This is a genomic window from Methanococcoides methylutens (genome assembly GCF_000765475.1).
GTDB classification, from domain to species: Archaea; Halobacteriota; Methanosarcinia; order Methanosarcinales; family Methanosarcinaceae; genus Methanococcoides; species Methanococcoides methylutens.
This window is the reverse complement of the sequence record NZ_JRHO01000010.1, coordinates 71,084-97,216: the sequence shown is the minus strand read 5'-3', so window position 1 is coordinate 97,216 and position 26,133 is coordinate 71,084. Positions and strand designations below refer to the sequence as shown.

Sequence of the window (26,133 nt, the reverse complement as noted above, 5' to 3'; positions counted from 1 at the left end):
TTAAGTTCTATTAGAATGACTCCTTCTAAAGTTTTATATCTTTCTGTTATCGATAACTTTCTTTGCCTTGCCCATTGAACGTGGCAATGACCCATGCTCGACAAGCTCCACTTTGACAGCAAGGTTCAGCACGCCTTTAAGAGCTGCACCTACCTTCTTTTCAAGGTCTATTATATCAGTGACCTTGTCGCTGAAAGCAGCGTCATTCATTTCGATCTGCACTTTCATGATATCCAGTTCATTGACCCTGTCAACGATGATCATGAAGTGCTCGCCAACCTCAGGGATGTCCATCAGAACGGATTCTACCTGTCCCGGGAAGACATTGATGCCACGAACGATAAGCATGTCATCAGCACGACCCAGTACACGCATGATACGTGGATGTGTACGACCACATTCACATTCATCCCAGTTCAGAACAGTTATGTCACCGATCCGGTATCTGATAAGCGGCAATGCTTCCTTCACAAGTGTTGTGATCACAAGCTCACCGCGTTCACCATTTGCCACAGGTTCACCGGTATCAGGGTTGATGACCTCTACAAGGAACTGGTCTGCCCATATGTGGATACCATTCTGAGACTGACATTCAGTGAAAAGAGGACCACTAAGTTCGGACGTTCCGAATATATCATAGGCCTTGATGCCTGTGGAATCCTCGATCCTTTTGCGCATCTCTTCTGACCATGGCTCGGCACCCAGTACACCTAGACGAAGCTTTGTATCATTCTGGAAGCTGATGCCGGCATCCCTTGCAGCCTCGATCATGAACAAAAGGTATGATGGAGTGCAGGCAATGACAGTGGACCCAAGATCCTGCATAAGTTCGATCTGCCTGTCAGTATTTCCAGAGCTTGTCGGAAGAACAGTACATCCGGCTTCCTCTGCACCATAGTGCATACCAAGGCCACCTGTGAAAAGACCATAGCCATAACCTATCTGCATGACATCATCTCTTCCTACACCAATGGATGTCAAGGCACGTGCAAGGGAAGTTGACCATGCTTTAATGTCATTATCAGTGTAACCGACCACAGTAGGCTTACCCGTAGTCCCTGATGAAACATGGAAACGTACAAGCTTGTTGTTAGGAACACAGAACATACCTGTCGGATAGGTATCCCTCAGGTCTTTCTTGAATGTGAATGGTAGCTTTGTAACATCATTCAGTGTCTTTATGTCCTCAGGTTTTACACCCGCATCATCGAATCTCTTTTTGTAAAAAGGAGAATGCTCATAAACATATTTTACGAGCTGGCACAACTTCTGTTCCTGTACTTTTTTTAACTCATCAACAGGCATTCTCTCGATCTGTGGATTCCAGTATTCTATCATATTTATCACGCTATTGTTGATTAATATTGATGAGGATTCGTCATAACCACTTATAAACTCAACGGGTTTTTCTTATCCTTCAAAATTTCTCTAACCGACTCGACACATTCGAAAAGAACAGTGTCCATATCGGCAATGACATCGATGCCTGCTGCACCTGCATGGCCTCCACCGGTACCTTCATAGTGACCGCTGATCTCTTCCATGATCTTTCCAAGATTTACCCCTGCATTTACAGCATCACGTTTTGCACGACCACTAACCCTAATGTTATCGCCACGGGCAGTACCAACAAAAGCAACATCCCCGCCAATATTGATCAGCATGGATGATGCAGAGCCGCCAAAGGAACTTACATTAGACGTTACCACAAGCCAGTCATTGATACGTTCTATACTTGCACGTGAAGCAGACTTGAGCATTGCGATCCTCATTGAGACATCCTGAGGAGTTGAAGCCATCAGGTCAAGCACTTCTGCATACTCCACACCACTTGACTCGATTATCTCACCAAATGTCTTGAAGGTCTTGCTTGTAGCATGCTTGAAATGACCGGTATCCGTAACGATCCCTGCCATCAGGCCCAATGCAAGTCGATGCATGATAGGAGCACCCATGCAGGTTAGTACATCGTAGACGATCTCCGCCACAGATGTTGCATTGCGGTGAAGGTAAAAAGCAGCATTTTCCGTAAGTGCAGTAGTTGCATGATGATCTATCACGCAGTAATTAGAAAGTTTGATATCATTTAGCTGTGCGCTGGTAGATGTATCTACTACCACTACCAGATCATAATCTTCTGGATTTGGACTTTCTACTACATCGATATCCAGCTTATCAACAAGAAGGGATGCAACTCTGTTGCTACCATCTACCAGACCTACGGTCCCCCCTATTGCTTCAGAGAGTGCAAATGCACTACTTATAGCATCGGGATCGGCATTGCGATGGCATAGATATAAGATGTTGTGATAATCCAGAAGTCGATTGTAAAAGCCAACTTCATCAACCTGCATTTCTACCTCTCATCTTTCCCAAAGAACATCGATTCTTTGAAAAGATAATCGGTGGGTTTACAAGGATTACTGTCCCTGCGTACCCATTGCCTGCTGAAGTTGTTCCTGGAGCTGGGTAAAACGCTTTGAGATGCGCTCTTCCTGACGGGATAGTGACTGAAGTCTCAATGAAAGTGTATCAAGTCTCTCTTTGAGCTTTGTTACGGTCTCTTCCTTGGTGGACTGGATCTGAAGGTCTCCTACAGCCCTGTAAACAACAGCATCATCTGAAAGCTTTTCAAGCTCCTCAAGCGCCATTTCGGACTCTTTCTGCATAGAAGCCATCTGGTTCTTCTGCATTGCAAGAGACTGCGCCTGCTGCTGAACCTGCTGCAATTGTGCAAGCTGGTTCTGTACTTGTGGGGGTATTTCTGAACTCATTTTGGTTTCACCTGACCAGTCAATAAACCTGAAATGATTTTAATGTTTCTATCATGAAACAAGGTAAAACAAAAAGCAGGCATCTCATATACCTTTACAGGCATTCTTGCCGACCACACAGATATCATGTGCGATCTGCACAAGGCGGAGCCACGTATTCAATGTGGAACGCATGGAAATTATATCATCGGCACTTACGCGCATCACGAGAGAAGAATTCCTGACCCCTACATTGACAGAAGACCTGTCAGTTACAGTGGTCTCCAGCTCAGGCAGAATAGACCGGTAGACAGCTTCGGCATCATCCATCATTATAACAGATTCCGAAAATAGCTTCAATCAGCTACCTCCGGTACCCTGTAGCTCTTTACGTTGAGTCTGAATAGTAAACTGCCTGAATAAAGGAACTCCATCCTGTCATCTTCCACACGGATGCACTTTGCTATCCCATCACATTCATACTGAGGAATGCCAAAGTAAAATGACAGCATATTTCCAAGTTCACTATCCCCCATTAGAACAGGTTCCATGGATTTTAGGTTAGAAAATTTGTAGCCATCCGGATAGAAAATGCTCAAACGAATGGACAAAAGCTCTGCTCCATCTTTATCGTAGAACATGAGGCTTCCGGGACTTCCATGATAATCACCAACGACTAATACATTACTATCGTCGGAACATGATATAACATCAGCAAGACCCATTTTACCCCGGGTCAAATATGCACAATTAAAAAATGATGCCAAATACTTACACAAAGTGCGAGTATTGGCAGAAGGTTTGCGAGAAGAAGTTATCAACATGACTTCTTACTCGGCTTTGACTGTTTTGATCGATGCCTGCGGCCTTTCCTTTACAAGGATCCTGTGTCCACAATAAGGGCAGCGGATACCTGTATACTCATAGTCGATCTCGACTGGGCGCTTGCATCGAGTGCACTTGTAGTCCATATGATTACTCAACCTGTTCAGTGGCTTTCTTAACAGACCTCATTACAGTACTACCTACTGTAGTAGTTGGAAGGTATGTGCCACCTGCAAAGGTATATCCACACTTTTTACATTTCCAGATGCCAGTCCCAACTCTCTTTACAGTCAGGCGTGCACAGTTTGCACACTTGTGTGGCATGTGCATCTTTTCTTCAAGATCCGCAACCAACTTACGGTCTCTTCTACCATAGCGTGTGCCGAACCTTCCTGCAGACCGGGACACACGTCCTTTCTTCGTGTATTTTTTTGCCATTATAATCGTCTCCTTGATGTGGATTCCTTAATAATCGAGCTTATAATGATCGGATAAATCGTCATGAACTGCTACGATGAGCATCGATCAAACTCATATGTTAAGGAGGTATTCCTCCCTTATCTTAGCGCCTATTTCACGTGATTTTTCAACAGCTTCCAGGAACTTTGCCTCTGAAAGTGAGCCTGCGCCGCTCTTCTGCATTGCACAGATCGAACCATCCTGATTGGAAACGATAGTGACCTTTGTATCACAGATCGACTCCTCGTTGTTGCTTGCATCAATGAAATACTCACCACCAACATTAACGAAGGTAAGTGATACAGGCATCTCACGAATAGGCATCTTCGTATCCTCTCCACGGCCTTCGCGTTCTGCCGGGATTGTTGCTGTCATGAGAGCTGCAATTGCACCAAGTGATGCTGCATCCAGCAGGTTTCCGCAGTCGTTTAAGACATGGACGTCTAAAAAGACCATCCAGACCTCTTCTCCTTCCGTAATACACAACTTGTTTAAATCAATTGCGCCTGATTCACGGATACCACGGTCGACCACGCGTGCCATTTCAATAGCTTTAGGCCTTGGAGGACCTGCCTCAAAGTCTGGTGAAGCGATCGGGTTCAATTCCATGCTGGTGATTATGACACCTTTATCAGCAGAATCCGGGAAAGGTGTACCGACCTGAAGCTTTACACCTACAATAACCTGGGTATCGCCGTAGCAGACCTTTGCAGAACCTTCTGCTTTGTCTATAACATTGGTCTCAAGTTTGATGTCACGCATCTCATCGAATGCACGACCGTCCTCACGCTGACCCTTGAGAGCCAGATTGAAAATAAAATCTTTTTTCAGCCTTGATACAGCTTCATTGCTCATATTTGTCACCCTCTTCCTCATTGGACTCAATGTCCTCTGACTCTGAAGTGATTTCTTCTTCACTTACTTCTGTCACTACTACTTCGAGCTCTTCTCCGTTCTCTTCCTCATCATCTTCAAATTCAGCGACGTCTTCTTCGAACATGGTTTCAGCTTCTTCGACCTCTTCGTCTTCAGGGACTTCGGTCTCCTCTGCAGCAGCCTCTTCTACAAGCTCCTCTACTTCTTCAACAGCTTCAGAAACATTTTCCTCGGAGGATATCTCAGCCTGAAGCCCAGCGTCTTCAAGGACCTCATCCTCTTCAGCAGTTCCGAACTTTTCCAGAAGAGCAGCTTTCTGTATTGCAAATATCTGCTCACAGCCTGCCTTGACCATCTCGACACCCTTGTTGATCTCCTCAACAGTCAGGTTTCCGTCCATCTGTAAGAGAGTTATCTCACCATCTTCAGTCATTGCAATAGGCAGATCAGCGTCACCATAGTTGTCCTCAGGTTTATTAAGATCGATCACAAGCTGACCATCCACCTTACCGACAGCACAGGCAGCCACCAGTCCCTTCATAGGGATACCGGCATCCACCAATGCAAGTGTTGCAGCATTGATCGCAGCTGTTCTTGTTCCGGCATCGGCCTGAAGGACCTCTGCGAACACATCAATAACAGCTGATGGGTAAAACTGTTTCATAACAACAGGTTCGAATGCCTCTCCACTTACTTTGGATATCTCGGTGCTCCTCCTGCTTGGACCAGGACGTATGCGGTCCTCAACAGAGAATGCTGCCATATTGTACCTGTACCTTACAAGCGCCTCACCTGGGCGCTGAAGCCTGCGTGGGTGAAGTTCCCTTGGGCCATAAACTGCAGCAAGAACCTTATTATTACCCCATTCAAGATAACATGAACCATCTGCCCTTGAGAGTACGCCCATCTCAACAGTCATGGGGCGAATCTCATCAACACGCCTACCATCAAGGCGAATCCCGTTTTCATCAATAAATTTTTCCGGTTTATCACTCATATTCAATCTCCAATTTCATCTCTTTTCTCCCATAGTTCAGCAGGTCCTGTTCATGCCTCATCCACTTCATCATCAAGAAGGGCATCGACCTTACGACAGGTTTCTTCTGTAACGTTGTCTTCTTTTGCGGGCAGAGTTGACCTTTCTTCCTCTATCAGCTCATCCGCATCCGACTCCGCAACCTTTTCCGGTTCATTTCTCAGGAACCTGCCCACTTTATCCGTCAAACCGGATATATGAGATTCACGTTCGATCATTTCAATAGCATCCGCCAGATGATCCATATCACCGGATCTTCCGTTGATCCAGATACGGCCGTTCTTTCCTACGAACACATCACAGTTCGACTCCTTCTTAAGGATCGAGACCATGGAACCACTATGACCGATCACACGAGGGACCTTTGCAGGTGCAACATCGATGATACGACCTTTTGTCAGCACTCTCGTACCAGGCTCACGCATGGTAAGTTCCACTTTCATGGACTTGCTGACATCTTTTACACGAACAATTACGCAATCCCCGATGCTCATACATCCCCTCATTTCTGAGGAATCTACGCGCTTTGGATATTCGGAAACATGAAGCAATCCGTCATAAGGAGAACCAGTTTCCATTATCCAATTCGAAGGAGTTACATCAATTACAGTACCGATTATGAAATCCTTGCGTGAAGGATAATACTTTCCTGAAAAAGGTACAACTGAAACTTTGTTCTTGACGTTTGCAATTCCATAAAGCAAGGAATAGACCTTGCCGTCCTTTACATATGTTCCCGGTCCCGCCGTTTTCTCCTTATCAGAAAGGAGTTGTCCGGGGATTACGATTTTCCGATCCATGAATTTACCTCTTACAAAAGTTTGGTTTCAGCGTCCCCTTTTGTCAGATGGTTTACAAGACCGTAAAAATCATTCTGCAATCCGGCAGGCATCTTGACCACAGCAACCCATGATCCATCATTCTCCCACCTATCTTTGAGCATAGTGCCGAACTTTGCAATATCCCCATATGATTTACCAGCATAGTCTGCAGGAATCTTGACCTCTACCTCCACTTCTTCAAAGCGAATTGGTATAATTGGCCTGATTGCCTTCATCACAATGGTGACCTGTTCATCGACGCTTTTCAATGGGTCAATGTGGACCTTTGCCTCTTCCATAGCCTTCTCGATACGTGCCGGTGGATGAGGAGTCCTTGTCTGTGGATTTATCGCATTCTGTGCAATAGTGGAAATTACCTGCTTGGTCTTTTCTTCAAGAATGTGTTTTCTCTGCTCTTTAGTAAGCTGAAGTTCACCGTGCTTTATAATATGTGCTGCGATCTCGAACACATCAGTGGTCTCGAATGCATTGGACAGATCGGACTCAGACGCGTGGTATCCTTTGCCAGCATCCTCAAAGATGGCCTCAACTGCAAGAATATCCTCGATCTTTACCTTGCCACCTTTCTTGAACTCCAATGCTCCATCAGGATCCACAAGTACTTCATACTGTACGCTGCCTTTCTTTAACCTTGCAACCAATGATTCATCAAGTGATACCATACTCTACTCCCTCCTGTTTACTTAGCAATGCTGAAAATACATTACTCTTCCTGCTGTCCCTCTGACTCTTCCTTTTCGTCGTCTTCTTTGTGCTCTTCAAGAATGCGTTCCACAAAGGATGCGACCTCTTCTTCAGGACATTTTCTGAACTGGTGGTCTTCAAGAGTTACCATACCCACTTCAAGTGTGGATGCATCCAGTTTCATATCTGTTGCTCTGTAAAGTGCTTCCATTCCAAGCATAACAACTTCATCCATGGTCATGTCATCGCGGTGTTTTTCCTCGAAGGTTTCCATGAAGGTATTCCTGCCTGCTCCAATAGCAGTTGCCTTGTACTCAAGAAGTGCGCCGCTTGGATCACTTTCGAATAACCTTGGTTTGTTGTCATCAACGCCTGCTATCAAAAGAGCGGTACCGTACGGGCGAACTCCGCCATATTGAGTATAGGTCTGCTTATGGTCGCAGATCTTCTTGGAAAGGACCTCTACACCTATAGGCTCGTCATATGTGACCATATTGACCTGAGCTTCGACCCTTGCGCGGTCTACAAGTGCACGTGCATCTGCAACAAGGCCTGATGTTGCAACACCTATGTGCTCATCTATCTGGAAGATCTTCTCAATTGACTCTGCCTCTATCAATCTGCTTGTGATCCTCTTATCTACCAACAGAACCACACCGTCCTTTGCTTTTATGCCAGCTGCCGTAGTACCTCTCTTGACAGCCTCCCTTGCATATTCTACCTGGAAAAGCCTTCCATCAGGACTAAAAACAGTAATTGCTCTATCATAACCCATTTGTGGTGCCATTTGCATGATCTTTTATCTCCTAATATTTACTTTCGTGATGCTAAAAAACGTATGAATAGAGTTTCTGCACATTCACCTAGTTCACTTATAACTTATTTAAATTATTCTATAAATGGATGTTCATGGTTTTTCTTCAGGACTATATACCGTGCATTCTTCTAAATACTTTTTTGTTGCCCCATGAACAGTACCCGATATACCCAGAACATGAACAATAACTGGTTTACCATTGACTGAACTCACAGAAGCAAGAACTGCACGTGTCATATCAGTCCTTTCCCTGAGGCAACGTACAACGCCTTTGGAATCCTCAAAATCAAGTAACCTTATATCACATTCACTTGACCCCTGATCACCGATAAGCGACCCTGCACACGAAAATATTTCGCGAAGGAGGTCACTCCGATCCACACCAGCCCCACCTATAAGTTCAAAAGCAAAGTACCTTTTATTAGTACGCTGTGTGGGAGGAAGTATCTTCATTTATCCTCACCTTCCATACATGAAAGATCATCTTCAAGTATCTCCACACCTTCGCAGATGAAGTTATTACCACGACGAACTCGCCTAATGATCTCTGCCGGAGTATCGCTCAAAGCCATTAAGGTCTCGTCGCGCTCCATTCCAAAAAGTGTTGCCAGAGCCATCATCTCTCGCGGAGCACGCATACCATAAGATAATGATGCATTATTCGTAAGCAAGAAAGGAACATCATATTTCCTTGCAAGTGACAGGACCTCCCTAAAATGGGAAAGAGTGTGCACGCGCCGGCCTCCGCGTAACATTATCAGGGAAGCCATATCGAATGCAATTGCGACATTATTATCACTTGCAGACTTTGCAAGCACATGGTTCAATCCACAGCCCTTTGGAGTGCCGGGATGTAAAAGTATATCCACATTTGGATTTTCCACCGCTGCACGATTTATTCCATCATCGCCGCCATGTACAGCAAGTATCTCCACTTTTTTGCGATATTTTCCCACAAGCCCATGAAGCTTTGAAGGATTGGAGGAGACCAGCTCGACGCCTCTTAAAATATCAAAGCCTTTGTCTGAACTGCCTTTTGGAAGGGAATCAGAATTTGAATGATTAGTTAGTGCAATGCCACCAAAACCCAGATGTTTTGCCATTGCAACCATTTCTTCCTGAGTACTTTTGCCATCTGGTGCGCAATGAACACAAAGATCATAGAACACAGGATCAGCCAAATAATTCCTCCACGATATTTCCAGCCTGCTGGCGGTCCTTTGGGTATGTTTCGATCTTCAACTTCACAATAATAGCATCAGAAGAAGAGGAAAGTTTTACCTTGCCATCATATGCCGCCTGCTTATCGAACCTTAAGTGGAACATCTGGTCTTCATCCAGCCTGTCAGGCATTTCACTTCTAAGCAGTTCCACGTCCTCAGGAGACATGTTACTACGAACAAATGTTGCAAAAGCACGTGTATCGGGTTTTCGTTTGATGGTAGCGCTCAAAAGGGAAATGGGGTTACCATGATAACCTTCGACATTAAGTACCTCAACATACTTCCCAGTATCAGTACATTTGCCTTTGTCAAATGAATTTAATAAAAATAGGTCCAGAGCATTTCTTACTCTGGACTCATCCTCAGTAGCATGTGCGGTTACACGCACAGAGATATAGTGAATCACTTTCTGCTGCTGTTGATGTTTGATCTGATGCTTGGCCTGGTCTTCTCGGTACCAGTACCTCGGCTCCTCATACCTCTGCCTTTGCGACCTGCACTGGTCTTTCCACGGAATGCCCTTCCGCTGTGAGCCTTGTCACAGATCCAGTTGAGATTCTTGTCGCTTTTGATAACAGGGTGGCTTGGGTCAACAAGGATAACTTCGTACCATTTCTGTTTACCGTCTTCGCCAACCCAGTAAGAGTTAAGTACTTCCATGTTAGGGAATTTCCTGCTTGCACGCTCTTCAGAGATCCTCTGGATGCTCTTGCCGACAGTTATCTTGTTCTTACCTGTGTGCTGAGTACGCCTACCACGGATGTAGCGTGACTTTCTCATGCTACCCCTTCGTACCTTTACACGAGCTACTACGATACCCTGCTTTGCCTTGTAACCAAGTGCTCGTGCACGGTCGATACGGGTTGGGCGCTCGATCCTTGTAACTGAGCCTTCCTTTCTCCATACCTGAAGTCTTTCCCACCTGAGATCACGAACATATGAATCTCCGGGGTTCTTCCATGCGTCTCTTACATATCCATAAAATGATTTTGACAATTTATTCACCTTGTTTCACGTTAGTTTCACGGTTCAGCCAAAGTTACTTCGGCCACACTCCTACGGGACTCTCATCCCGACAATGAAACATCGGTTAGTACATACAACATAGCATTTAAAGCTTTGTATGGAAAGAAAACCAAAAGATGCAGAGCTACTCGATTTGAAAATTAAGAAAATAGAAAGAAAGGACGTGGGGCTGGTGAGATTCGAACTCACGATCGACGGGTCTCTCCGAACACTGCCATTACGACAGTAAATGTTCTTAAAGAACACACATCAGTGCTCCAACGGTTCCTCACCGACCTACCCCGTCGGGTAGATCTCAGCAGACCCGTTGTTCATCATTTATCCGCTGGAGCCCGTCGCCATTCCTGGCTAGGCCACAGCCCCGCAACCTTGCGATTGCAACCCTCAAATACATCTCATTAATGATATAGGTATCGGTATGAGGGGCTGATAAATCGGATTTAGAATGTACCGAAATACATTCACAACCACGATACTATCAATTATTCTGCATTTATGAGATCAGCAAGCTCGACACAAATGTTCTCGATCTCTTCACGAATGCTGTCCACAGATACACCCAGAAGGCCTGCAAGGTAAAGTGCACCACCTGCACCGACCCCTTCCTTGACATACCCAAGCTCATACTGCCTCAGGCCCTTGTGGGAAGAACGACCGAATCCGGGATCAACAGCATGCATATCTGCACCAAGTGCTCCAATGATCTCTGTGAAATTAGCGCTTTCATCGTCTGCAACATAACTGGTTGTAACAATGGAAACGTTGCTGAGGTCAGTACCCATGTGTTTCATGAAAGCATAAACGGCTGCCATCTGAGTACCACCTGCAAGGATGACACGCTTGCCTTTAAGACCCTCCACAAGACCTGCAGTTGCAGGCATCATAGGATCGCCAAGACAGGAAACCGCCCGTAGAGGGTCTGACTTCAGGCATCCTTTTGTAATACCGGATACAGCCATTGCCTCACAGACAACTTTCTGCTTTAAGTCAACAGGGTTCTCGCAAGAACTGCTGCTCACATGACCGTCATACCCAAGTGCATTGAGTACGCCCATTGCAGTAGTGGTTCCGGCAGGAGTACTTTCTCCGATCACGAACATATCATGATCATCACGTACTTTCTCACCCACCTCACGTGCACGCTCAATAATAACCTCAACATCATGAACCGCGATCTCCTTACGGATATCCTCACCAGGCTTTGCCTTAAGGTCCTCAAATGGAACCTTAGGAGCGATCTTTAAACCGGAATTAACGAATAGATGAGGAACATTTGAAAGCTGTAAAGATGCACGTGTGATAAGACCCGGAGTCGGAGTATTGTACGGAGGGGTCATTGGGATCACCGGAGTACTGATGATGCCACCGGTCTCCACAAGTTCTGCATCCCCTGTCGGAGTATAGTCCGTCAGTTTGGCAGTCTTTCCTGCTGCAGATATCTTTTCAATGTAGGCAGTTTCAGTATTTGCCAGCACACAAATGAAAAGTGGCTTTTCAGGTTTCTTATCATTAGCTATCAGAGATTCCATTATTGATCACCCTCCCATGTATTTACAATATTAGTAGGTCTTTGCAACGTAAACCCTTATACTGGTATCTTTGCCACACATAGGACACTTATAGTTCCCTTCTTCATCCTGATCTGTAGGAATTCCAAGTATACCTGCACCAACCTCTTCATCCAGTTCAAGTCCGCATTTCTCCTCGCCACACCAAGGGACATGTGCAATACCTTCAGAGACCTTCTCTTTTATCTCTTCTATAGTATTACAATCGAATATACGTGCTTTAAGGTTCTCTTTTGCATTCTCCAGGAGAGAGAACTGGATGACAGCGAACCTCTCGATCACTTCATTAGCAATAGATGAAAGAGGTACCTGTTCTTTCTCACCAGTATCACGCCTTACAAGCATGGCAGCTTCCTTCTCAAGGTCCTTAGGACCGATCTCGATCCTTAAAGGAACACCTTTCATTTCCCATTTATAGTACTTGGAGCCAGGACGCTTGTCACTATCATCGATAGTAACACGGACACCTGCAGCTTCAAGGGTTTCCTTTACATCATTACATGCAGCCAGAACAGCTTCAGGTTTCTTGAACAGGATAGGAATAATCACTGCCTGGACAGGTGCAACCTCAGGCGGCATGATAAGCCCCTTGTCATCACCATGGATGGAGATCAGAGCAGCAATGCAACGTTCAGAAACACCATAGCAGGTCTGGTGAGCATAGACCTGTTCCCCAGCAGCATCCTCATATTTGATATCGAAGGTCTTTGCAAAATTGTCACCCAGATGATGAGCGGTTCCAACCTGCAATGTCTTGCCATCAGACATCAGTGCATCCACTGCGATCGTATAATCAGCACCCGGGAACTTATCCCAGTTAGGTCTCTTTGAAGGCAGAACAGGAACTGCGAGCCTCCTGTAGAACTCAGAGTAGATCCTTATGGCCTCATCCACCTGTGCCGCAGCATCGTCCCATGTAGCATGTACCGTATGTGCTTCCTTGAAAGATGTGATCTCACGAAGGCGTATAAGTGGACGGGTATGCTTTGTTTCATATCTGAAAGTGTTGACGATCTGATACAATTTTAATGGAAGATCAGCATGTGAGCGAACCCAGAGACGGTACATAGGGTAAATTGCGGTCTCACTGGTAGGACGAAGTGCAAGCTTCACATCCAGAGGAGTTGTGCCTCCGTTCAATACCCAGTAAACCTCATCCTCGAAACCCTTAATGTGCTCAGCTTCCTTCATGAACTCATTTTCAGGTATCAAAAGAGGGAACATCGTTTCCTGATGGTCCTTGTCGAGAAGTTCACGAATTATTCCATACACGTTCCTGCGAATGGAAAAACCAAAAGGATACCATACGTATGAGCCCTTCACAGGATAACGTACATCCATGATCTCTGCTACCTGGAGCAGGTCGTTATACCATTCACTGAAGTTCTCTTTTGGAGGAAGCGCTGCTTCTTTTTCTTGTTCGGCCATAATGTCACCAATAAGATCAAAATGATTCAATTAGAATATTTAGTTAGAATTGTCTCAGCTAATACATGCATCATTTATATTCATTTCCAATAGGCTGGATCTTGTCAGAAGAATCGACTTCCAGCTCGGAAGAATCGACATCAAAGATCACCATGCCGCTATGGAGATTAGCTGCCTCTTCACTAGAAAGAGTGCGAGATGTAGCTTTTTCAGAAATGATAGCACTGTTCCCAAGAGGATCTTCGATAATTACCTTTAATGGAAGTTCGCCCTGAATAGCTTCTTCGAGCATCTTCTGTAGCTCTAAGCCACGTTCATGTGCTTCAGGTTCATCCTTTACCCACTCAGTGGCGGTCACGACAACAGCTCTGACCCTTTCCAGGATACCTTCAATATTTGTCACATAGGACTCTGAAACTGAACCCGGCTCAACGTCAATTCCCAGATCAGGAATGCGGATAGTACCTGAAGTGGAACGAATTACCCTTGCATTAAGATCTTCCAGGCCCTCTACCATCATTTCGAAACGCACTGGTTCTTTTTGGGTCAGGATCATAGTGTCAGTGAACCTGAAGCTGCAGTTAGAACAAGTAGTCGAAATATACATTACTTCCCCGAAATAGGGAATCTCATCGTTATTCCACTTAATAACAAGCTCCTCATGGCAAAGAGGACATGATGTTCGTGTTTCAAAAGAATTCCGGGATTCCCCCCCGGAATTGTTCTCTGTGTTCAATACCTTCCACCAACTATCTTTGACCTGTCTATCTTTACGCCTGTTGGTGTGACAAGTACCTGATCATCCTTGATACCTGCAATATCACCATGCACATCGATGACTACATCCTTCAGGTCCTTGAGTGCCCTGTCAAGCATGAGCTTGTCAGCTTTGATATTGGAGATATCGATCATGAGGATATTGCCATCATAGACCTCTTTCTTAAGACCTGGAAGCTCATTCAGGTTCGTAAGTTCTGCCACTCTAATGTAGGTTTCTGCAGGTTCATCTGCCATTTCCTGTTCGAACTTGCCGAGATCAAGCTCGGTATATTCGTCAGCATCTGTTGCACCCTTTGATCCGCTTCCAAATAATTTGTCCATGAAATTTGCCATAGTCCGCACCTTTGTGTTAAAATTTTATTGAATGGATATAGAATATATCTTTATTAAGTCTTTTAATATTTAAGCCATTAGCCGTTTTAGGAATTTTTAGCTTTGCAGCAATGTTAACAGATTTATTATGCATGGTCATCATATTTTAATGATGGCTTTGCATGCATAAAATATCACAGATACATTACGCTTCAAGATTCCACAGGTCGTCCCCGACATGATGAATGGATTTTACTGCCTTTCCGGACTTTCCGACCATCTCGCTTGCAGGTACCAGTGCACGACCAATAGCAAGCGGTTTGCCATGAGCCTCTTCGGTGATAATAACAAGGTCATTCGCCGCAATTTCAGGATCAGCACTTACGATACCCGGACACATTATATCTGCACCGTTGACAACGAACTTCACTGCTCCGGAATCCACTGTCACTTTACAGCAATCAAGCCCAAGCTCCAGTACACCCCTGACAGTTGGGAAAGGATCACCCTCCCCTTCCTGGAAGAAAAGGATATCCCCATCCACTATTATGATCTTAAACCAGTCAGCCGTAGCACTTTCTAATTTTCGCTCTTCAATCTTGTCAATGACATCGCCAAAGGAGGACCTAAGGGAAGTCAACAATTTGTTCTTTGCAGATTTTCGTAGTTGAACTCTGGACTTTATTTTCAACTTACCACCTTTGATAAGAAAATATTAGCTTGCAACACATTAAGCATCATTTACCCTTAAACGTTTCGCGCAGTCGCTATCGAAAGGAACAAGTAATGAATCGAGATCATAATTTAAGGTAATCTTCCAATTCCTTTCGATCATGACAAAAAAGAACCATCGCTTATATTATATGATTGAAATACCTGAACTGCTACAATCAACAAGAAACATTAGAGATCGAAAATGTTTAGCACAAGTGGTCGAATGATACATATACTATATTACAATTACTTCACTGCAATTAGCATTAACTAAAAAACTCAATAGAGATATATCATAATAACTACATTATAACCGTTCAACTTTACTGTTTTCTAAAAAACGAATTATGGAGGCCATAGCATAAGTGATGCTGAGAGAAAGAAGTATTCTGCATATACCCTTTCGAATTACAAAGACATTCCCCAGATACAGGATCTAAGCCAGCAACATCTGGAAGAGATAGAAATTGCTGCACGGATACTTCCATTCCGTGTTAATAATTATGTGGTAGAGGAACTTATCAACTGGGATGATGTACCAAATGATCCGATGTTTACACTGACATTCCCAAACAGGGATATGCTTCTTCCACAGCATTATGAAAAAATGGCAACTCTTTTAAGAAATGATGCGCCGGAAGAAGATATACAAAGTGAGATTCAGAAAATACGCCTTAGCATGAATCCCCACCCTGCAGGACAACTGGAGAAGAACGTTCCGGAACATGATGGAAAGATAATCAGTGGAATGCAGCACAAATACGATGAAACGATCCTATTTTTCCCTGCACAGGGCCAGACCTGCCATGCATTCTGTACTTTCTGTTTCAGGTGGGCTCAATTCATCGGCATGGATGACCTGAAATTTGCCAGTCGTGAGATCGAACTACTAATATCATACCTGCAGGAACATCCGGAGATCAAGGATGTACTTTTCACCGGCGGAGACCCTATGACCATGAGTGCAGGCCTTCTCAAAAAATACATTGAACCGATCCTTGAAGCCGATATTCGCAGCATTGAGAACATAAGGATAGGCACCAAATCATTAAGTTACTGGCCCCAGCGTTTTGTTTCTGATAAGGATAGCGAAGACATCCTATCCCTTTTCAGCAATGTTACAGAACACAAAAAGCACATGGCACTTATGGCCCACTTCAACCACCCCAGGGAACTTACCACTGATACTGTAAAGAAAGCGATACAGAACATCCGTGCAACAGGTACACAGATACGAACCCAATCACCTCTGATAGCACATATAAATGATGATCCTGCACTATGGGAACAGATGTGGAGCGAGCAAGTTCGCCTGGGCTGCATACCGTATTATATGTTCATGGTGAGGAATACGGGTGCAAAACATTATTTCGACGTACCTATGACAAGAGCTTGGGAGATCTTCCAGAACGCATACCAGAACGTCAGCGGGCTTGCAAGAACTGTTCGCGGACCAAGCATGTCCACTGACCCCGGAAAGATCAATATTCTCGGTGTTCAGGAAATTAACGATGAAAAAGTATTCCTTCTGGAGTTCCTGCAGGGACGGGAAAGTAAATGGGTACGCAAGCCATTCTTTGCAAAATATTCCCCTACAGCTTCATGGCTTACAGATCTTGAACCCGCTTTGGGAGAAGAGAAGTTCTTCTTTGAGTAAGAGGAACTTACCACTTCCTTATCGAGATTTAAACGCACACGATCTGTGCGCACACGATCTGTGCGCACACACTTTTTGTTTTAATTTTCATTGTGGCAGCATCATACAATAATATTTAAATTGGTTACTGCATTAGGATGGTATCTATAACGTAGCCAAGAAACTGGACCTATCCGGGAGGCCACCAGCATGATAAAAGAAGTTACTGATCAGTACAATGCTAATGAGATCGAAATGAAGGTTCACGAGTTCTGGGAAGCAAATAATGCATACAGAGCAGTACGTGAGCACAGAAAAGGCGCCAAGAAGTTCTATTTTGTGGACGGACCACCATATACAACAGGCCACATCCACCTCGGCACTGCCTGGAACAAGATAATAAAGGACTCCATCCTGCGATACATGTCCATGAACAACCATGACATCCTTGACAGGGCAGGCTGGGATATGCACGGACTCCCTATTGAAGTAAAGGTAGAGGGTGCACTTGGTTTTGAGTCAAAGAAAGACATTGAGGCATATGGTGTCGGCAATTTTATTGAGAAATGCAAGGAATTTGCACTTCGCCAGAAGGATGACATGACCGGCCAGTTCCGCACCCTTGGCGCATGGCTTGACTGGGAAGATCCATACATGACACTCAAGGATGAGTACATCGAAGCTGCATGGTGGACATTGAAACAGGCACAGGAAAAAAATCTGCTTGATACCGGAAAGAGAGTCGTCAACTGGTGCCCCAGATGCGAAACAGCTATCGCTGATGCTGAGGTCGAATATGAGGACCGCGACGATCCTTCGATCTACATCAAGTTCAAATTAAAAGATGAAGAGAATGCATTCATCGTTATATGGACCACCACCCCGTGGACAATTCCATCCAACATTGCTGTGGCAGTACACCCGGAGTTCGAGTATGCAAGAGTAAAAGCATACAACGCCGAAGGTGACACTGAAACACTGATAATGGCTACTGAACTTGTAGAGAACGTACTAAGAATAGGAAGGTACGCAAACTACGAGATCCTTGAGACCATGAGCGGAGAAGATGTTGCAGGCATGGCCTATGAACATCCTCTTGCAGACCTCGTGCCACTTCAGGCAGAGATCGAACACAAAGTTTACAATGCAGATTATGTTACAGCAGAGAACACCGGTTGTGTCCACATTGCTCCCGGACATGGTGTTGACGATTTCGAAGTCGGTGTCAAGAACAACCTGCCTATCTTCTGCCCTGTTGGTTCAAACGGTAGCTACACAGATGAAGCAGGAAAATACGCCGGCATGAACATCCGTGACGCAAACCGCGTTGTTATGGATGACCTCCTCGAGAAAGGACTGCTTATCTCCGAGAAGACCATCAGCCACAGATATGGTCACTGCTGGAGATGTAAGACCCCCATCATATACCTTGCAACCGAACAGTGGTTCCTGAAGATCGGTGATCTCAAAGAAGCTATGCTTGAAGAGATCAAGAAGGTCAACTGGACACCCGACTGGGCAGGTTCTGCAAGGTTCAAGGACTGGATCGAAGGTGCACGTGACTGGTGTATCTCCAGGCAGCGCTACTGGGGTATCCCAATTCCTGTATGGAAATGTTCAAAGTGTGCAAAGATCGATGTGATCGGCACAAAGGAAGAGCTTGTAGAGCGTTCAGGTGCAGATGCAGATATTGAATTGCACAGACCGTATGTTGACAAGATCACCATACCCTGTGACTGTGGCGGCACCATGAAACGTGTGGAAGATGTTTTCGACGTATGGTTCGACTCTGCAGTGGCATCCTGGGCTACACTCAGATTCCCGCAAACAAAGGAACAGTTCGATGAGTGGTGGCCTGCTGACTTTATCACCGAGGGACACGACCAGACCCGCGGATGGTTCTATTCACAACTTGGCGCCAGCATGGTAGCATTTGGCAAAGCACCATACAAGAACGTGCTGATGCACGGTTTTACCCTTGATGGCAGCGGAAAGAAGATGTCAAAGAGCATTGGTAACGTCATACAACCTGCTGAGGTAATCGAAAAATTCGGTGCTGACACCCTAAGGGCATATGTACTGGCCTCCAGCGCACCATGGGAAGATCTGAAGTTCAACTGGGACGAGATCGCAACCATACACAGGACAAACAACATTCTGTGGAATGTCTATCGTTTCCCGCTTCCATACATGGCACTTGACAAATTCGACCCACAGGAAGTTTCCTACGAATCCGTTGAAGCACACTTAAGAAGCGAGGACAAGTGGATCCTTTCACGCATGCAATCCGTCATTGCGGATGTCAACAAGGCAATGGATGAGAGATTATTGCACAAGGCAATGCGTGCTGTTAATGAATTCGTTCTTGAGGACCTTTCAAGATGGTATATCCAGCTTATCAGGCCAAGGACATGGACCGAAGCAAACGATCCTGACAAGCTTGCAGTTTACAGGGTGCTTTACGATGTATTCGTGACAACTGCAAAGGTGATCGCACCATTCATGCCACACCTTGCAGAAGAGATGTACCAGAACCTTGTAAGGAATGTCGATGAGAATGCTCCTGCAACCATCCACCTTTGCGACTGGCCAACTGTCAACGAGGCACTTGTGGACACTGACCTTGAAGCACATATGAAAGCGGTACGCTCCATGGTAGAATCCTCATCAAATGCACGCCAGAAGGTTGGACGCAAGCTCAGATGGCCTGTATCACGTATCGTGGTCAGCCCTACCGATGAGAACACCGTTGCAGCCGTTGAACAACTTCGCTATGTTCTCATGGATCAGACCAACGCCAAGTATATCGAACTTATTGAGATAGGCGAAAGCTGGAAGGAACTCGGAGTCGAGGCTGCACCAAACCCCGGAGCAATCGGACCTGTCTTCAAGGGAGATGCCGGCAAGGTGAATGCAGCGATCGCTTCAATGGATGACATGGAACTAAAGAAGGGACTTGCAGACGGAGAAATGGAGATACCTCTTGCAGATGGCACAAATATCACCATCACAGAAAAGATGGTTAACTTCAGCGAAACCCTTCCGGAAGCTGTAGCAAGTGCTGAATTTGCAGGCGGAGTAGTCTTTGTGGATGCAAACCTTACCCGCGAGATCGAATCCGAAGGATACTCAAGGGAAGTTATCCGCAGGATACAGGACATGCGCAAGGAGCTTGACCTCGATGTTGATGACAGCATAAAGGCACACATCCAGATCGATGATGAAAGGGTTCTTGACCTTGTACTTGACTTTGAGAACTACATCGCAAAGGAAGTGCGTGCAAAGGTTCTTGTGATCGGTTTAGATGTCGATACCACCGGTGAGCTTGCAAAGGACTGGAATGTCGAAGGTATTCCAATGCACATTGCAATCTCAAAGGAAGAATGAAACCGAGGGAGAATCATGGATTTTAAAAAGTGGGAGCCGATCTATGAAGCGATTCTTGAGGATTTCGGCTTCTCCAGGGAGGATGATGAGAATTCCGCCATCCTCCTTTCCAATCTATTGATAGGATCAGGTACTGCTGATACGAACACACTTGAGGAGCTTATCAGCGGAAAGGACGTCCTTGTTTGTGGCAATGCGCCAAAGCTTCTGATCGACCTGAAGGAGGTCAACGTAGAAGACTACGTGATCATAGCAGCCGACGGCGCCACAGCACCCCTGGTTGATAAGGGTATTGTCCCACATGTAATTGTAACAGACCTTGATGGTGATGTGGAAAAAGAGATCCAGGCAAACCAGAAAGGTTCAATAATGGTCATCCATGCACATGGCGACAATACTGAAAAACTGCTAAGATACGTGCCACAGTTCAGAAACGTTATCGGCACCACCCAGGCAGCACCTTTTGCAAACATCCACAACTTCGGTGGTTTCACAGACGGAGACAGATGCGTCTTCCTTGCGTCCGAGTTCAATGCTGAAAGCATAACCCTTGTTGGTTTTGATTTCTATGACAAGGATGTTACGCCTATGAAGGAAAAGAAGCTCAAGTGGGCACAGAGGCTCTTAGGGGCTTTCTGAAACTTTCTTTTTTTGAATTTGATAATATAGGTTTTATTGCAAAACCAATGCATTTTCTTAATAGACAATACAAAGAGATTATTGGCCAGCTTTCAGTGTAGCAATCCGCCACATATTAAAAACTACAAATAATCGACATCAATATAGCTTACAGAGTTTATTGCCAGACCCTGCTTACAGAATAGATAAATAAGATGTAAGCATAAATTTTGTATCAGACAATTGGGGGCAAACTGTCTGAACATTAGAAATTCGAAAGCGAAAAATTACTGAATACTATGAGCGGTGAGCATCGGTTTGCTCACCATATATACTCGAAAAAAACGGAAGATTTCGAGATCATATTATTCTTTCAAAAAAGGCGAAGCATGAGAGAGATCTCCAGCTACATCTTGCTACACCAACGTAAGCAGTTAAGAAAGATAAACAAAGGAGAAAACATTATGAATGAAGATAACAAGAAGCCGGGAATGGGATCCACTGCAGGCGGTGCCACGTCGATCCGGGACTGGTGGCCGAATCAGTTGAACCTTAACATTCTGCACCAGCATTCTTCCAGATCCAATCCGATGGGCGAAGAGTTCAACTACGCTGAGGAATTCAAGAAACTCGACCTGGAGGCTCTGAAAAAAGACCTCAATGCACTGATGACCGACTCGCAGGACTGGTGGCCGGCCGATTACGGTAACTACGGAGGGCTCTTCATCCGGATGGCATGGCACAGCGCAGGTACCTACCGCATGGGCGATGGCCGGGGGGGCGGAGGGGCAGGCAACCAGCGCTTTGCGCCTCTCAACAGCTGGCCGGACAATGTGAACCTCGACAAGGCACGCCGTTTGCTCTGGCCGATCAAGCAAAAATATGGCAGAAAGATCTCCTGGGCCGACCTGATGATCCTCGCCGGTAACTGCGCACTTGAGTCCATGGGATTCAAGACCTTCGGCTTCGGTGGCGGACGCGAAGACATATGGGAGCCGGAAGAAGATATTAACTGGGGAACCGAGAGTGAGTGGCTTGACGACAAGCGCTACTCCGGTGATCGGGAGCTCGAAAATCCCCTTGCCGCCGTGCAGATGGGACTCATCTACGTGAACCCGGAAGGACCGAACGGCGAACCGGATGCAGTAGCCTCCGGCCGTGACGTCCGAGAGACCTTCGCGCGCATGGCCATGAATGACGAAGAGACCGTCGCTTTGGTCGCCGGTGGTCACACGTTCGGTAAGTGCCATGGAGCTGGCGATGCAGCACATGTGGGACCAGAGCCGGAGGGCGCCCCCATCGAAGAGCAGGGACTCGGCTGGAAGAGTAGCTTCGGCAGCGGTAAGGGCGACGATACGATCAGCAGTGGCATTGAAGGTGCCTGGAACCCGACCCCGACCAAATGGGACATGGGCTATTTCGATACCCTGTTCGGCTACGATTGGAATCTGGTCAAAAGCCCTGCTGGAGCTTACCAGTGGGTTCCCTCCGATCCGGTTGCAGCGAAGGCCGTACCGGGTGCACAGGATCCTTCCAGACGACAACCACCCATAATGACCACTGCGGACCTCTCGCTGAGAATGGATCCGATCTATAAACCGATTGCAAAGCGCTTTCACGAGAACCCGGAAGAGTTCGCGGATGCCTTCGCACGCGCCTGGTTCAAGCTGACTCACCGCGATATGGGGCCCCGCTCGCGCTATCTAGGCCCGGAGGTACCGGAAGAGGAACTGATCTGGCAGGACCCGATTCCTGCAGTGGATCATGAGCTTATCGACGCACAGGATATCGCAGACCTCAAGAGCAAGATCCTTGCCTCGGGACTGTCTGTCTCTCAACTGGTCTCGACCGCCTGGGCATCGGCTTCCACGTTCCGCGGCTCCGACAAGCGCGGTGGGGCGAATGGGGCTCGCATTCGCCTTGCACCACAAAAGGATTGGGAGGTCAACCAGCCTGAACAACTTGCGACTGTGCTTGAGACCCTTGAGGAAATCCAAAAGGAGTTCAACAACGCTCAGTCAGGCGGGAAGAAGGTTTCGCTTGCCGACTTGATCGTCCTGGGTGGATGTGCAGGTATCGAGCAAGCGATAAAGAATGCCGGTCACGATGTGACCGTTCCCTTCACGCCGGGACGCACGGATGCGTCAGATGAGCAAACCGATATTGTGTCATTTGGTGTACTCGAGCCGAAAGCAGACGGGTTCCGCAACTACCAGAAAACCAAATACGCTGTATCGGCAGAGGAATTGCTGGTGGATCGGGCCCAACTACTGACACTGACCGCTCCTGAGATGACGGCTCTCATAGGTGGTATGCGCGTCTTGAATACCAACATCGGACAGTCACAACATGGCGTTTTCACCAAACGGCCGGAGACGCTCACCAATGACTTTTTCGTGAATCTGCTCGACATGAACACGGAGTGGAAAGCAACCTCGGACGATGTTTTCGAGGGCCGTGATCGTACAGCAGGCGAACTCAAGTGGATCGGCACCCGTGTCGACCTCATCTTCGGTTCGAACTCCCGGCTCCGGGCTTTGTCGGAAGTCTACGGATGTGAGGACTCCCAAGAGAAGTTTCTGAACGACTTTGTGGCGGTGTGGAACAAAGTCATGAACCTTGACCGTTTCGATCTCGCCTGATCGTAGCATCAACGTCTTCGAGGGCTTCTGAACGTGCAAAAGCCACTGAAGAGTAAGACTGCATTGCGATGAAATGTTTAATGCCCACCGTGAAACTGAAATATCCTGATTTCCAATCAATTCTGGTTTCACGGTGGTTACTACTACACTGAAAGGAACTACAATTTATTTCAATTTTAAGACCCTTTTAAACATGATCGGGAAGTACACAATTGCTTCGAGATAACCTCATTATTCTATTCAAGGCAATTGATCAAACTGCTAAATATCTTAACCCGGGCATGATTAAGTGACATAGTGAACTTCACTAGTTGGATTTCTAAGGCTTATTTACTGGATAAAGAACTAACAAAGAGATCAAGAAATTACAGTATTAGACAATAATGCAGTTAGATAAGAATACAACATCAGATGCAATAATCTCAAAGCCTAGATAGCATCCTTTATATTCTTTTAATTGTAATACTTCTGTGATTACGTACTGCATTTTGACATCGCGATAGGAAAAAGGATGTATTCGTACTAATTTACAATATAAAGAGGTTTCATGCAAACTTTAGTCATATGCATTGACAGAGACAATGATCTTGGTGAAAAAGCAGATGTTACCACTCCAATCATAGGACGTGAAGAGAACATCGATGCAGCAGTGAAACTTGCAACTGCAGATCCGGAGGATTCCGACAGCAATACAATATTTGGCGGCGTGAATGTTCTTGATGAACTGCTTACAAAGGGTCTTGATGCCCAGATCATCACATTTGCAGGTGACAAGAATGTGGGAGTCATATCAGACCAGAAAATATCTGCCCAGCTGGATGCTTTCCTGAGCGAGAATGAGATCACAAATGCAATATTCATATCCGATGGAGCAGAGGACGAGACACTCCTGCCCATAGTTCAATCCCGTATTAAGATCGATTCTGTCAAGCGTATCGTGGTTAAGCAAAGTGCAAACCTCGAGAGTACTTACTATATCCTGAAAAATGCACTGAACGATCCGAAAATTTCACAGACCTTCTTTGTTCCGCTGGGACTTGCAGCACTTATCTATGCAATTTTCCTGCTGGCAAGATATCCGGAAGGCGCAATTATAGGTATTTCAGCTGCGATCGGAATGTACATGCTTTACAGAGGATTTAACCTCGACCAGCCTTTCGCCCTTTTAAGAGAAAGAATGAAGGATTCTTTTTATGAAGGCCAGATGACCTTTATCACTTACACAATAGCTGCTATCCTTGGAGTGATCGCTACAATGATAGGAGCTGTGACACTCTGGCAGTATCACATTACCGGCGGTAGCTGGTACTATGGAATAGTCACCCTCATTACCGTTTTCATTAATGTTACCATCTGGTGGTACGTTATAGCCATCCTTTTTGCAGACATAGGGAAGATGGTCGACCAGAAAATAAGCGAAACTTTCACAATAAAAGAGATATCACCGGCTCTTTTCATAATAGCAGTCGGTCTGCTATTCTGGGGTGCAAGCACTTATATACTCTCAGTTAGTGCCCTTGCAGGTGAGACTGCAAATGGTGAACTGAGCCTGCAGTATTTTGTTTATTCTGTGGTAGGCGCTATAATGATCGCACTTCTTGGCATCAAGATATCCATGACCAATCCATCCCCCGAAAAACTTCCGAAAAAAGGGAAGCATAAAGCTAAAAACTAAACAGCCCTATTACCACGCATGAAAATCGATGCAGCAATACTTGGTGGTGTCGGATTCTCATCTTTTATAGAAGGATCTGCAAAGATCGTCAATACACCTTACGGAGATGTTGGCGTTTACATTGGCAAACTGAATGATAAGACCATAGCCATAGTACCCCGGCATTCAGGAGCTGCTGAACATGTTCCCCCACATATGATCAACTATCGTGCCAACATTTGGGCGATAAAGGAACTTGGAGTGGAGAAAATAGTAGCCACCAATTCCGTGGGAACCATGAAAGATCATGCCATTGGCAGTTTTGTCATCCCTGATGATTTTATCGACCTTACCAAAAGCCGCATATCCACTTTCTATGACAAGAACACAGTTCATGTTGATATGACAGAGCCATATTGTCCGGAGATAAGTAAGTGCCTTATGGATACGCTTGAGAAGAAGGGAGTTGATTATACCAGAGGGACATACGTTTGTACCGAAGGGCCACGCTTTGAGACCCGTGCAGAGATAAAGATGATGAGCATGATCGGAGATATTGTGGGTATGACAGGGTTGCCGGAAGTTGCCCTTGCACGAGAACTGGAACTATGCTATGCATCCATTTGCACCATAACGAACCAGGCATGCGGACTTACCGAGAACAAAATAACAGCCGATGAGGTCGTGGTCGAGCTTGGCACTACACAGGAGATCCTGCTGGAAGTCCTAACCAATGTTATTGACTGCATTCCTGCAACACGTGAATGTGAATGCATGAACGCTACGCAAGGAGCACGGCTTTGAGCTTATTCTGATCGAATTCCAAGCTTAAGGCTAATTAAATAGAATTTAA

The 26,133-nt window shown here is 45.7% G+C and carries 27 protein-coding genes and 1 tRNA gene; 6 read left to right on the top strand and 22 right to left on the bottom strand.

Features of this window, described 5'->3' with window-relative positions:
• Nucleotides 1–33: 33 nt before the first annotated feature.
• The 22 genes from LI82_RS05495 to LI82_RS05400 form a co-directional block, all read right to left on the bottom strand.
• Nucleotides 34–1,338 carry a phenylacetate--CoA ligase family protein gene (locus LI82_RS05495; RefSeq protein WP_048193984.1) on the bottom strand — a complete coding sequence of 435 codons (1,305 nt, stop codon included), beginning with the start codon at nucleotides 1,336–1,338 and terminating at the stop codon, nucleotides 34–36.
• A 50-nt stretch (nucleotides 1,339–1,388) separates the two neighbouring features.
• Nucleotides 1,389–2,354 (bottom strand): DHH family phosphoesterase, encoded by a 966-nt coding sequence (locus LI82_RS05490; RefSeq protein WP_048193982.1) that lies wholly within the window; start codon nucleotides 2,352–2,354, stop codon nucleotides 1,389–1,391.
• Nucleotides 2,355–2,420: 66 nt separating this feature from the next.
• Nucleotides 2,421–2,774, bottom strand: a complete 354-nt coding sequence (locus LI82_RS05485; RefSeq protein ID WP_048193980.1) for a prefoldin subunit beta — start codon at nucleotides 2,772–2,774, stop codon at nucleotides 2,421–2,423.
• Between the two features lie 84 nt (nucleotides 2,775–2,858).
• Nucleotides 2,859–3,113, bottom strand: a complete 255-nt coding sequence (locus LI82_RS05480; protein WP_048193978.1) for a KEOPS complex subunit Pcc1 — start codon at nucleotides 3,111–3,113, stop codon at nucleotides 2,859–2,861.
• Nucleotides 3,110–3,577 (bottom strand): rRNA maturation protein, encoded by a 468-nt coding sequence (locus tag LI82_RS05475; protein ID WP_081955745.1) that lies wholly within the window; start codon nucleotides 3,575–3,577, stop codon nucleotides 3,110–3,112. Before LI82_RS05475 ends, LI82_RS05480 begins: the two co-directional genes overlap by 4 nt.
• A 6-nt stretch (nucleotides 3,578–3,583) precedes the next feature.
• Nucleotides 3,584–3,724 carry a DNA-directed RNA polymerase subunit P gene (locus LI82_RS12725; protein ID WP_081955744.1) on the bottom strand — a complete coding sequence of 47 codons (141 nt, stop codon included), beginning with the start codon at nucleotides 3,722–3,724 and terminating at the stop codon, nucleotides 3,584–3,586.
• Between the two features lie 4 nt (nucleotides 3,725–3,728).
• Nucleotides 3,729–4,016 (bottom strand): 50S ribosomal protein L37ae, encoded by a 288-nt coding sequence (locus LI82_RS05470; RefSeq protein WP_048193974.1) that lies wholly within the window; start codon nucleotides 4,014–4,016, stop codon nucleotides 3,729–3,731.
• 93 nt (nucleotides 4,017–4,109) lie between these two features.
• Nucleotides 4,110–4,892, bottom strand: coding sequence for an exosome complex protein Rrp42 (gene rrp42 / locus LI82_RS05465; RefSeq protein WP_048193973.1), 783 nt, complete (start codon nucleotides 4,890–4,892; stop codon nucleotides 4,110–4,112).
• Entirely contained in the window at nucleotides 4,882–5,910 is a 1,029-nt protein-coding gene (rrp41, locus tag LI82_RS05460; protein ID WP_048193972.1) for an exosome complex exonuclease Rrp41, read from the bottom strand. Before rrp41 ends, rrp42 begins: the two co-directional genes overlap by 11 nt.
• Nucleotides 5,911–5,960: 50 nt before the next feature.
• On the bottom strand, nucleotides 5,961–6,749 hold the full coding sequence (gene rrp4 / locus LI82_RS05455) for an exosome complex RNA-binding protein Rrp4 (protein ID WP_048193971.1): 789 nt from the start codon (nucleotides 6,747–6,749) through the stop codon (nucleotides 5,961–5,963).
• An 11-nt stretch (nucleotides 6,750–6,760) separates the two neighbouring features.
• Complete coding sequence (locus tag LI82_RS05450) at nucleotides 6,761–7,453, bottom strand: ribosome assembly factor SBDS (protein ID WP_048193970.1); 693 nt, start codon at nucleotides 7,451–7,453, stop codon at nucleotides 6,761–6,763.
• Between the two features lie 41 nt (nucleotides 7,454–7,494).
• Nucleotides 7,495–8,268: an archaeal proteasome endopeptidase complex subunit alpha gene (gene psmA / locus LI82_RS05445; RefSeq protein ID WP_048193968.1), complete on the bottom strand. Its 774-nt coding sequence runs from the start codon at nucleotides 8,266–8,268 to the stop codon at nucleotides 7,495–7,497.
• 114 nt (nucleotides 8,269–8,382) lie between these two features.
• Entirely contained in the window at nucleotides 8,383–8,745 is a 363-nt protein-coding gene (locus LI82_RS05440) for an Rpp14/Pop5 family protein (RefSeq protein ID WP_048193966.1), read from the bottom strand.
• Entirely contained in the window at nucleotides 8,742–9,473 is a 732-nt protein-coding gene (rnp3, locus tag LI82_RS05435; RefSeq protein WP_048193964.1) for a ribonuclease P protein component 3, read from the bottom strand. Before rnp3 ends, LI82_RS05440 begins: the two co-directional genes overlap by 4 nt.
• Nucleotides 9,466–9,921, bottom strand: a complete 456-nt coding sequence (locus LI82_RS05430; protein WP_048193961.1) for an RNA-binding protein — start codon at nucleotides 9,919–9,921, stop codon at nucleotides 9,466–9,468. Before LI82_RS05430 ends, rnp3 begins: the two co-directional genes overlap by 8 nt.
• On the bottom strand, nucleotides 9,918–10,511 hold the full coding sequence (locus LI82_RS05425) for a 50S ribosomal protein L15e (protein ID WP_048193960.1): 594 nt from the start codon (nucleotides 10,509–10,511) through the stop codon (nucleotides 9,918–9,920). The genes LI82_RS05430 and LI82_RS05425 overlap by 4 nt, the downstream gene beginning before the upstream one ends.
• A gap of 194 nt (nucleotides 10,512–10,705) precedes the next feature.
• Nucleotides 10,706–10,904, bottom strand: a tRNA-Trp gene (locus LI82_RS12895).
• Nucleotides 10,905–11,023: 119 nt separating this feature from the next.
• On the bottom strand, nucleotides 11,024–12,070 hold the full coding sequence (gene cobT / locus LI82_RS05420) for a nicotinate mononucleotide-dependent phosphoribosyltransferase CobT (RefSeq protein ID WP_048193958.1): 1,047 nt from the start codon (nucleotides 12,068–12,070) through the stop codon (nucleotides 11,024–11,026).
• Nucleotides 12,071–12,100: 30 nt separating this feature from the next.
• Complete coding sequence (gene proS, locus LI82_RS05415) at nucleotides 12,101–13,537, bottom strand: proline--tRNA ligase (protein WP_048193956.1); 1,437 nt, start codon at nucleotides 13,535–13,537, stop codon at nucleotides 12,101–12,103.
• Between the two features lie 70 nt (nucleotides 13,538–13,607).
• Complete coding sequence (locus LI82_RS05410; RefSeq protein WP_048193954.1) at nucleotides 13,608–14,273, bottom strand: ZPR1 zinc finger domain-containing protein; 666 nt, start codon at nucleotides 14,271–14,273, stop codon at nucleotides 13,608–13,610.
• Complete coding sequence (locus LI82_RS05405; RefSeq protein ID WP_048193952.1) at nucleotides 14,270–14,650, bottom strand: cell division protein SepF; 381 nt, start codon at nucleotides 14,648–14,650, stop codon at nucleotides 14,270–14,272. The genes LI82_RS05410 and LI82_RS05405 overlap by 4 nt, the downstream gene beginning before the upstream one ends.
• Before the next feature lie 184 nt (nucleotides 14,651–14,834).
• Nucleotides 14,835–15,320 carry an RNA-binding protein gene (locus tag LI82_RS05400; protein WP_048193950.1) on the bottom strand — a complete coding sequence of 162 codons (486 nt, stop codon included), beginning with the start codon at nucleotides 15,318–15,320 and terminating at the stop codon, nucleotides 14,835–14,837.
• A 528-nt stretch (nucleotides 15,321–15,848) separates the two neighbouring features.
• Here LI82_RS05400 and LI82_RS05395 point away from each other — a divergent pair.
• The 6 genes from LI82_RS05395 to LI82_RS05370 all read left to right on the top strand — a co-directional run bounded on the left by LI82_RS05395 (nucleotide 15,849) and on the right by LI82_RS05370 (nucleotide 26,084).
• Nucleotides 15,849–17,000, top strand: a complete 1,152-nt coding sequence (locus LI82_RS05395; RefSeq protein ID WP_236622674.1) for a KamA family radical SAM protein — start codon at nucleotides 15,849–15,851, stop codon at nucleotides 16,998–17,000.
• Nucleotides 17,001–17,189: 189 nt separating this feature from the next.
• Nucleotides 17,190–20,366 carry an isoleucine--tRNA ligase gene (gene ileS, locus LI82_RS05390; protein WP_048193946.1) on the top strand — a complete coding sequence of 1,059 codons (3,177 nt, stop codon included), beginning with the start codon at nucleotides 17,190–17,192 and terminating at the stop codon, nucleotides 20,364–20,366.
• A 15-nt stretch (nucleotides 20,367–20,381) separates the two neighbouring features.
• The gene (locus LI82_RS05385) at nucleotides 20,382–21,005 is read left to right on the top strand and encodes a 6-hydroxymethylpterin diphosphokinase MptE-like protein (protein WP_048193944.1); all 624 of its coding nucleotides are present in this window, start codon (nucleotides 20,382–20,384) and stop codon (nucleotides 21,003–21,005) included.
• Nucleotides 21,006–21,448: 443 nt separating this feature from the next.
• Nucleotides 21,449–23,626, top strand: a complete 2,178-nt coding sequence (katG, locus tag LI82_RS05380; protein WP_048193943.1) for a catalase/peroxidase HPI — start codon at nucleotides 21,449–21,451, stop codon at nucleotides 23,624–23,626.
• Between the two features lie 547 nt (nucleotides 23,627–24,173).
• Nucleotides 24,174–25,301: a DUF373 family protein gene (locus tag LI82_RS05375; RefSeq protein WP_048193941.1), complete on the top strand. Its 1,128-nt coding sequence runs from the start codon at nucleotides 24,174–24,176 to the stop codon at nucleotides 25,299–25,301.
• 18 nt (nucleotides 25,302–25,319) lie between these two features.
• Nucleotides 25,320–26,084 carry an MTAP family purine nucleoside phosphorylase gene (locus LI82_RS05370; protein ID WP_048193939.1) on the top strand — a complete coding sequence of 255 codons (765 nt, stop codon included), beginning with the start codon at nucleotides 25,320–25,322 and terminating at the stop codon, nucleotides 26,082–26,084.
• Nucleotides 26,085–26,133: the final 49 nt, after the last annotated feature.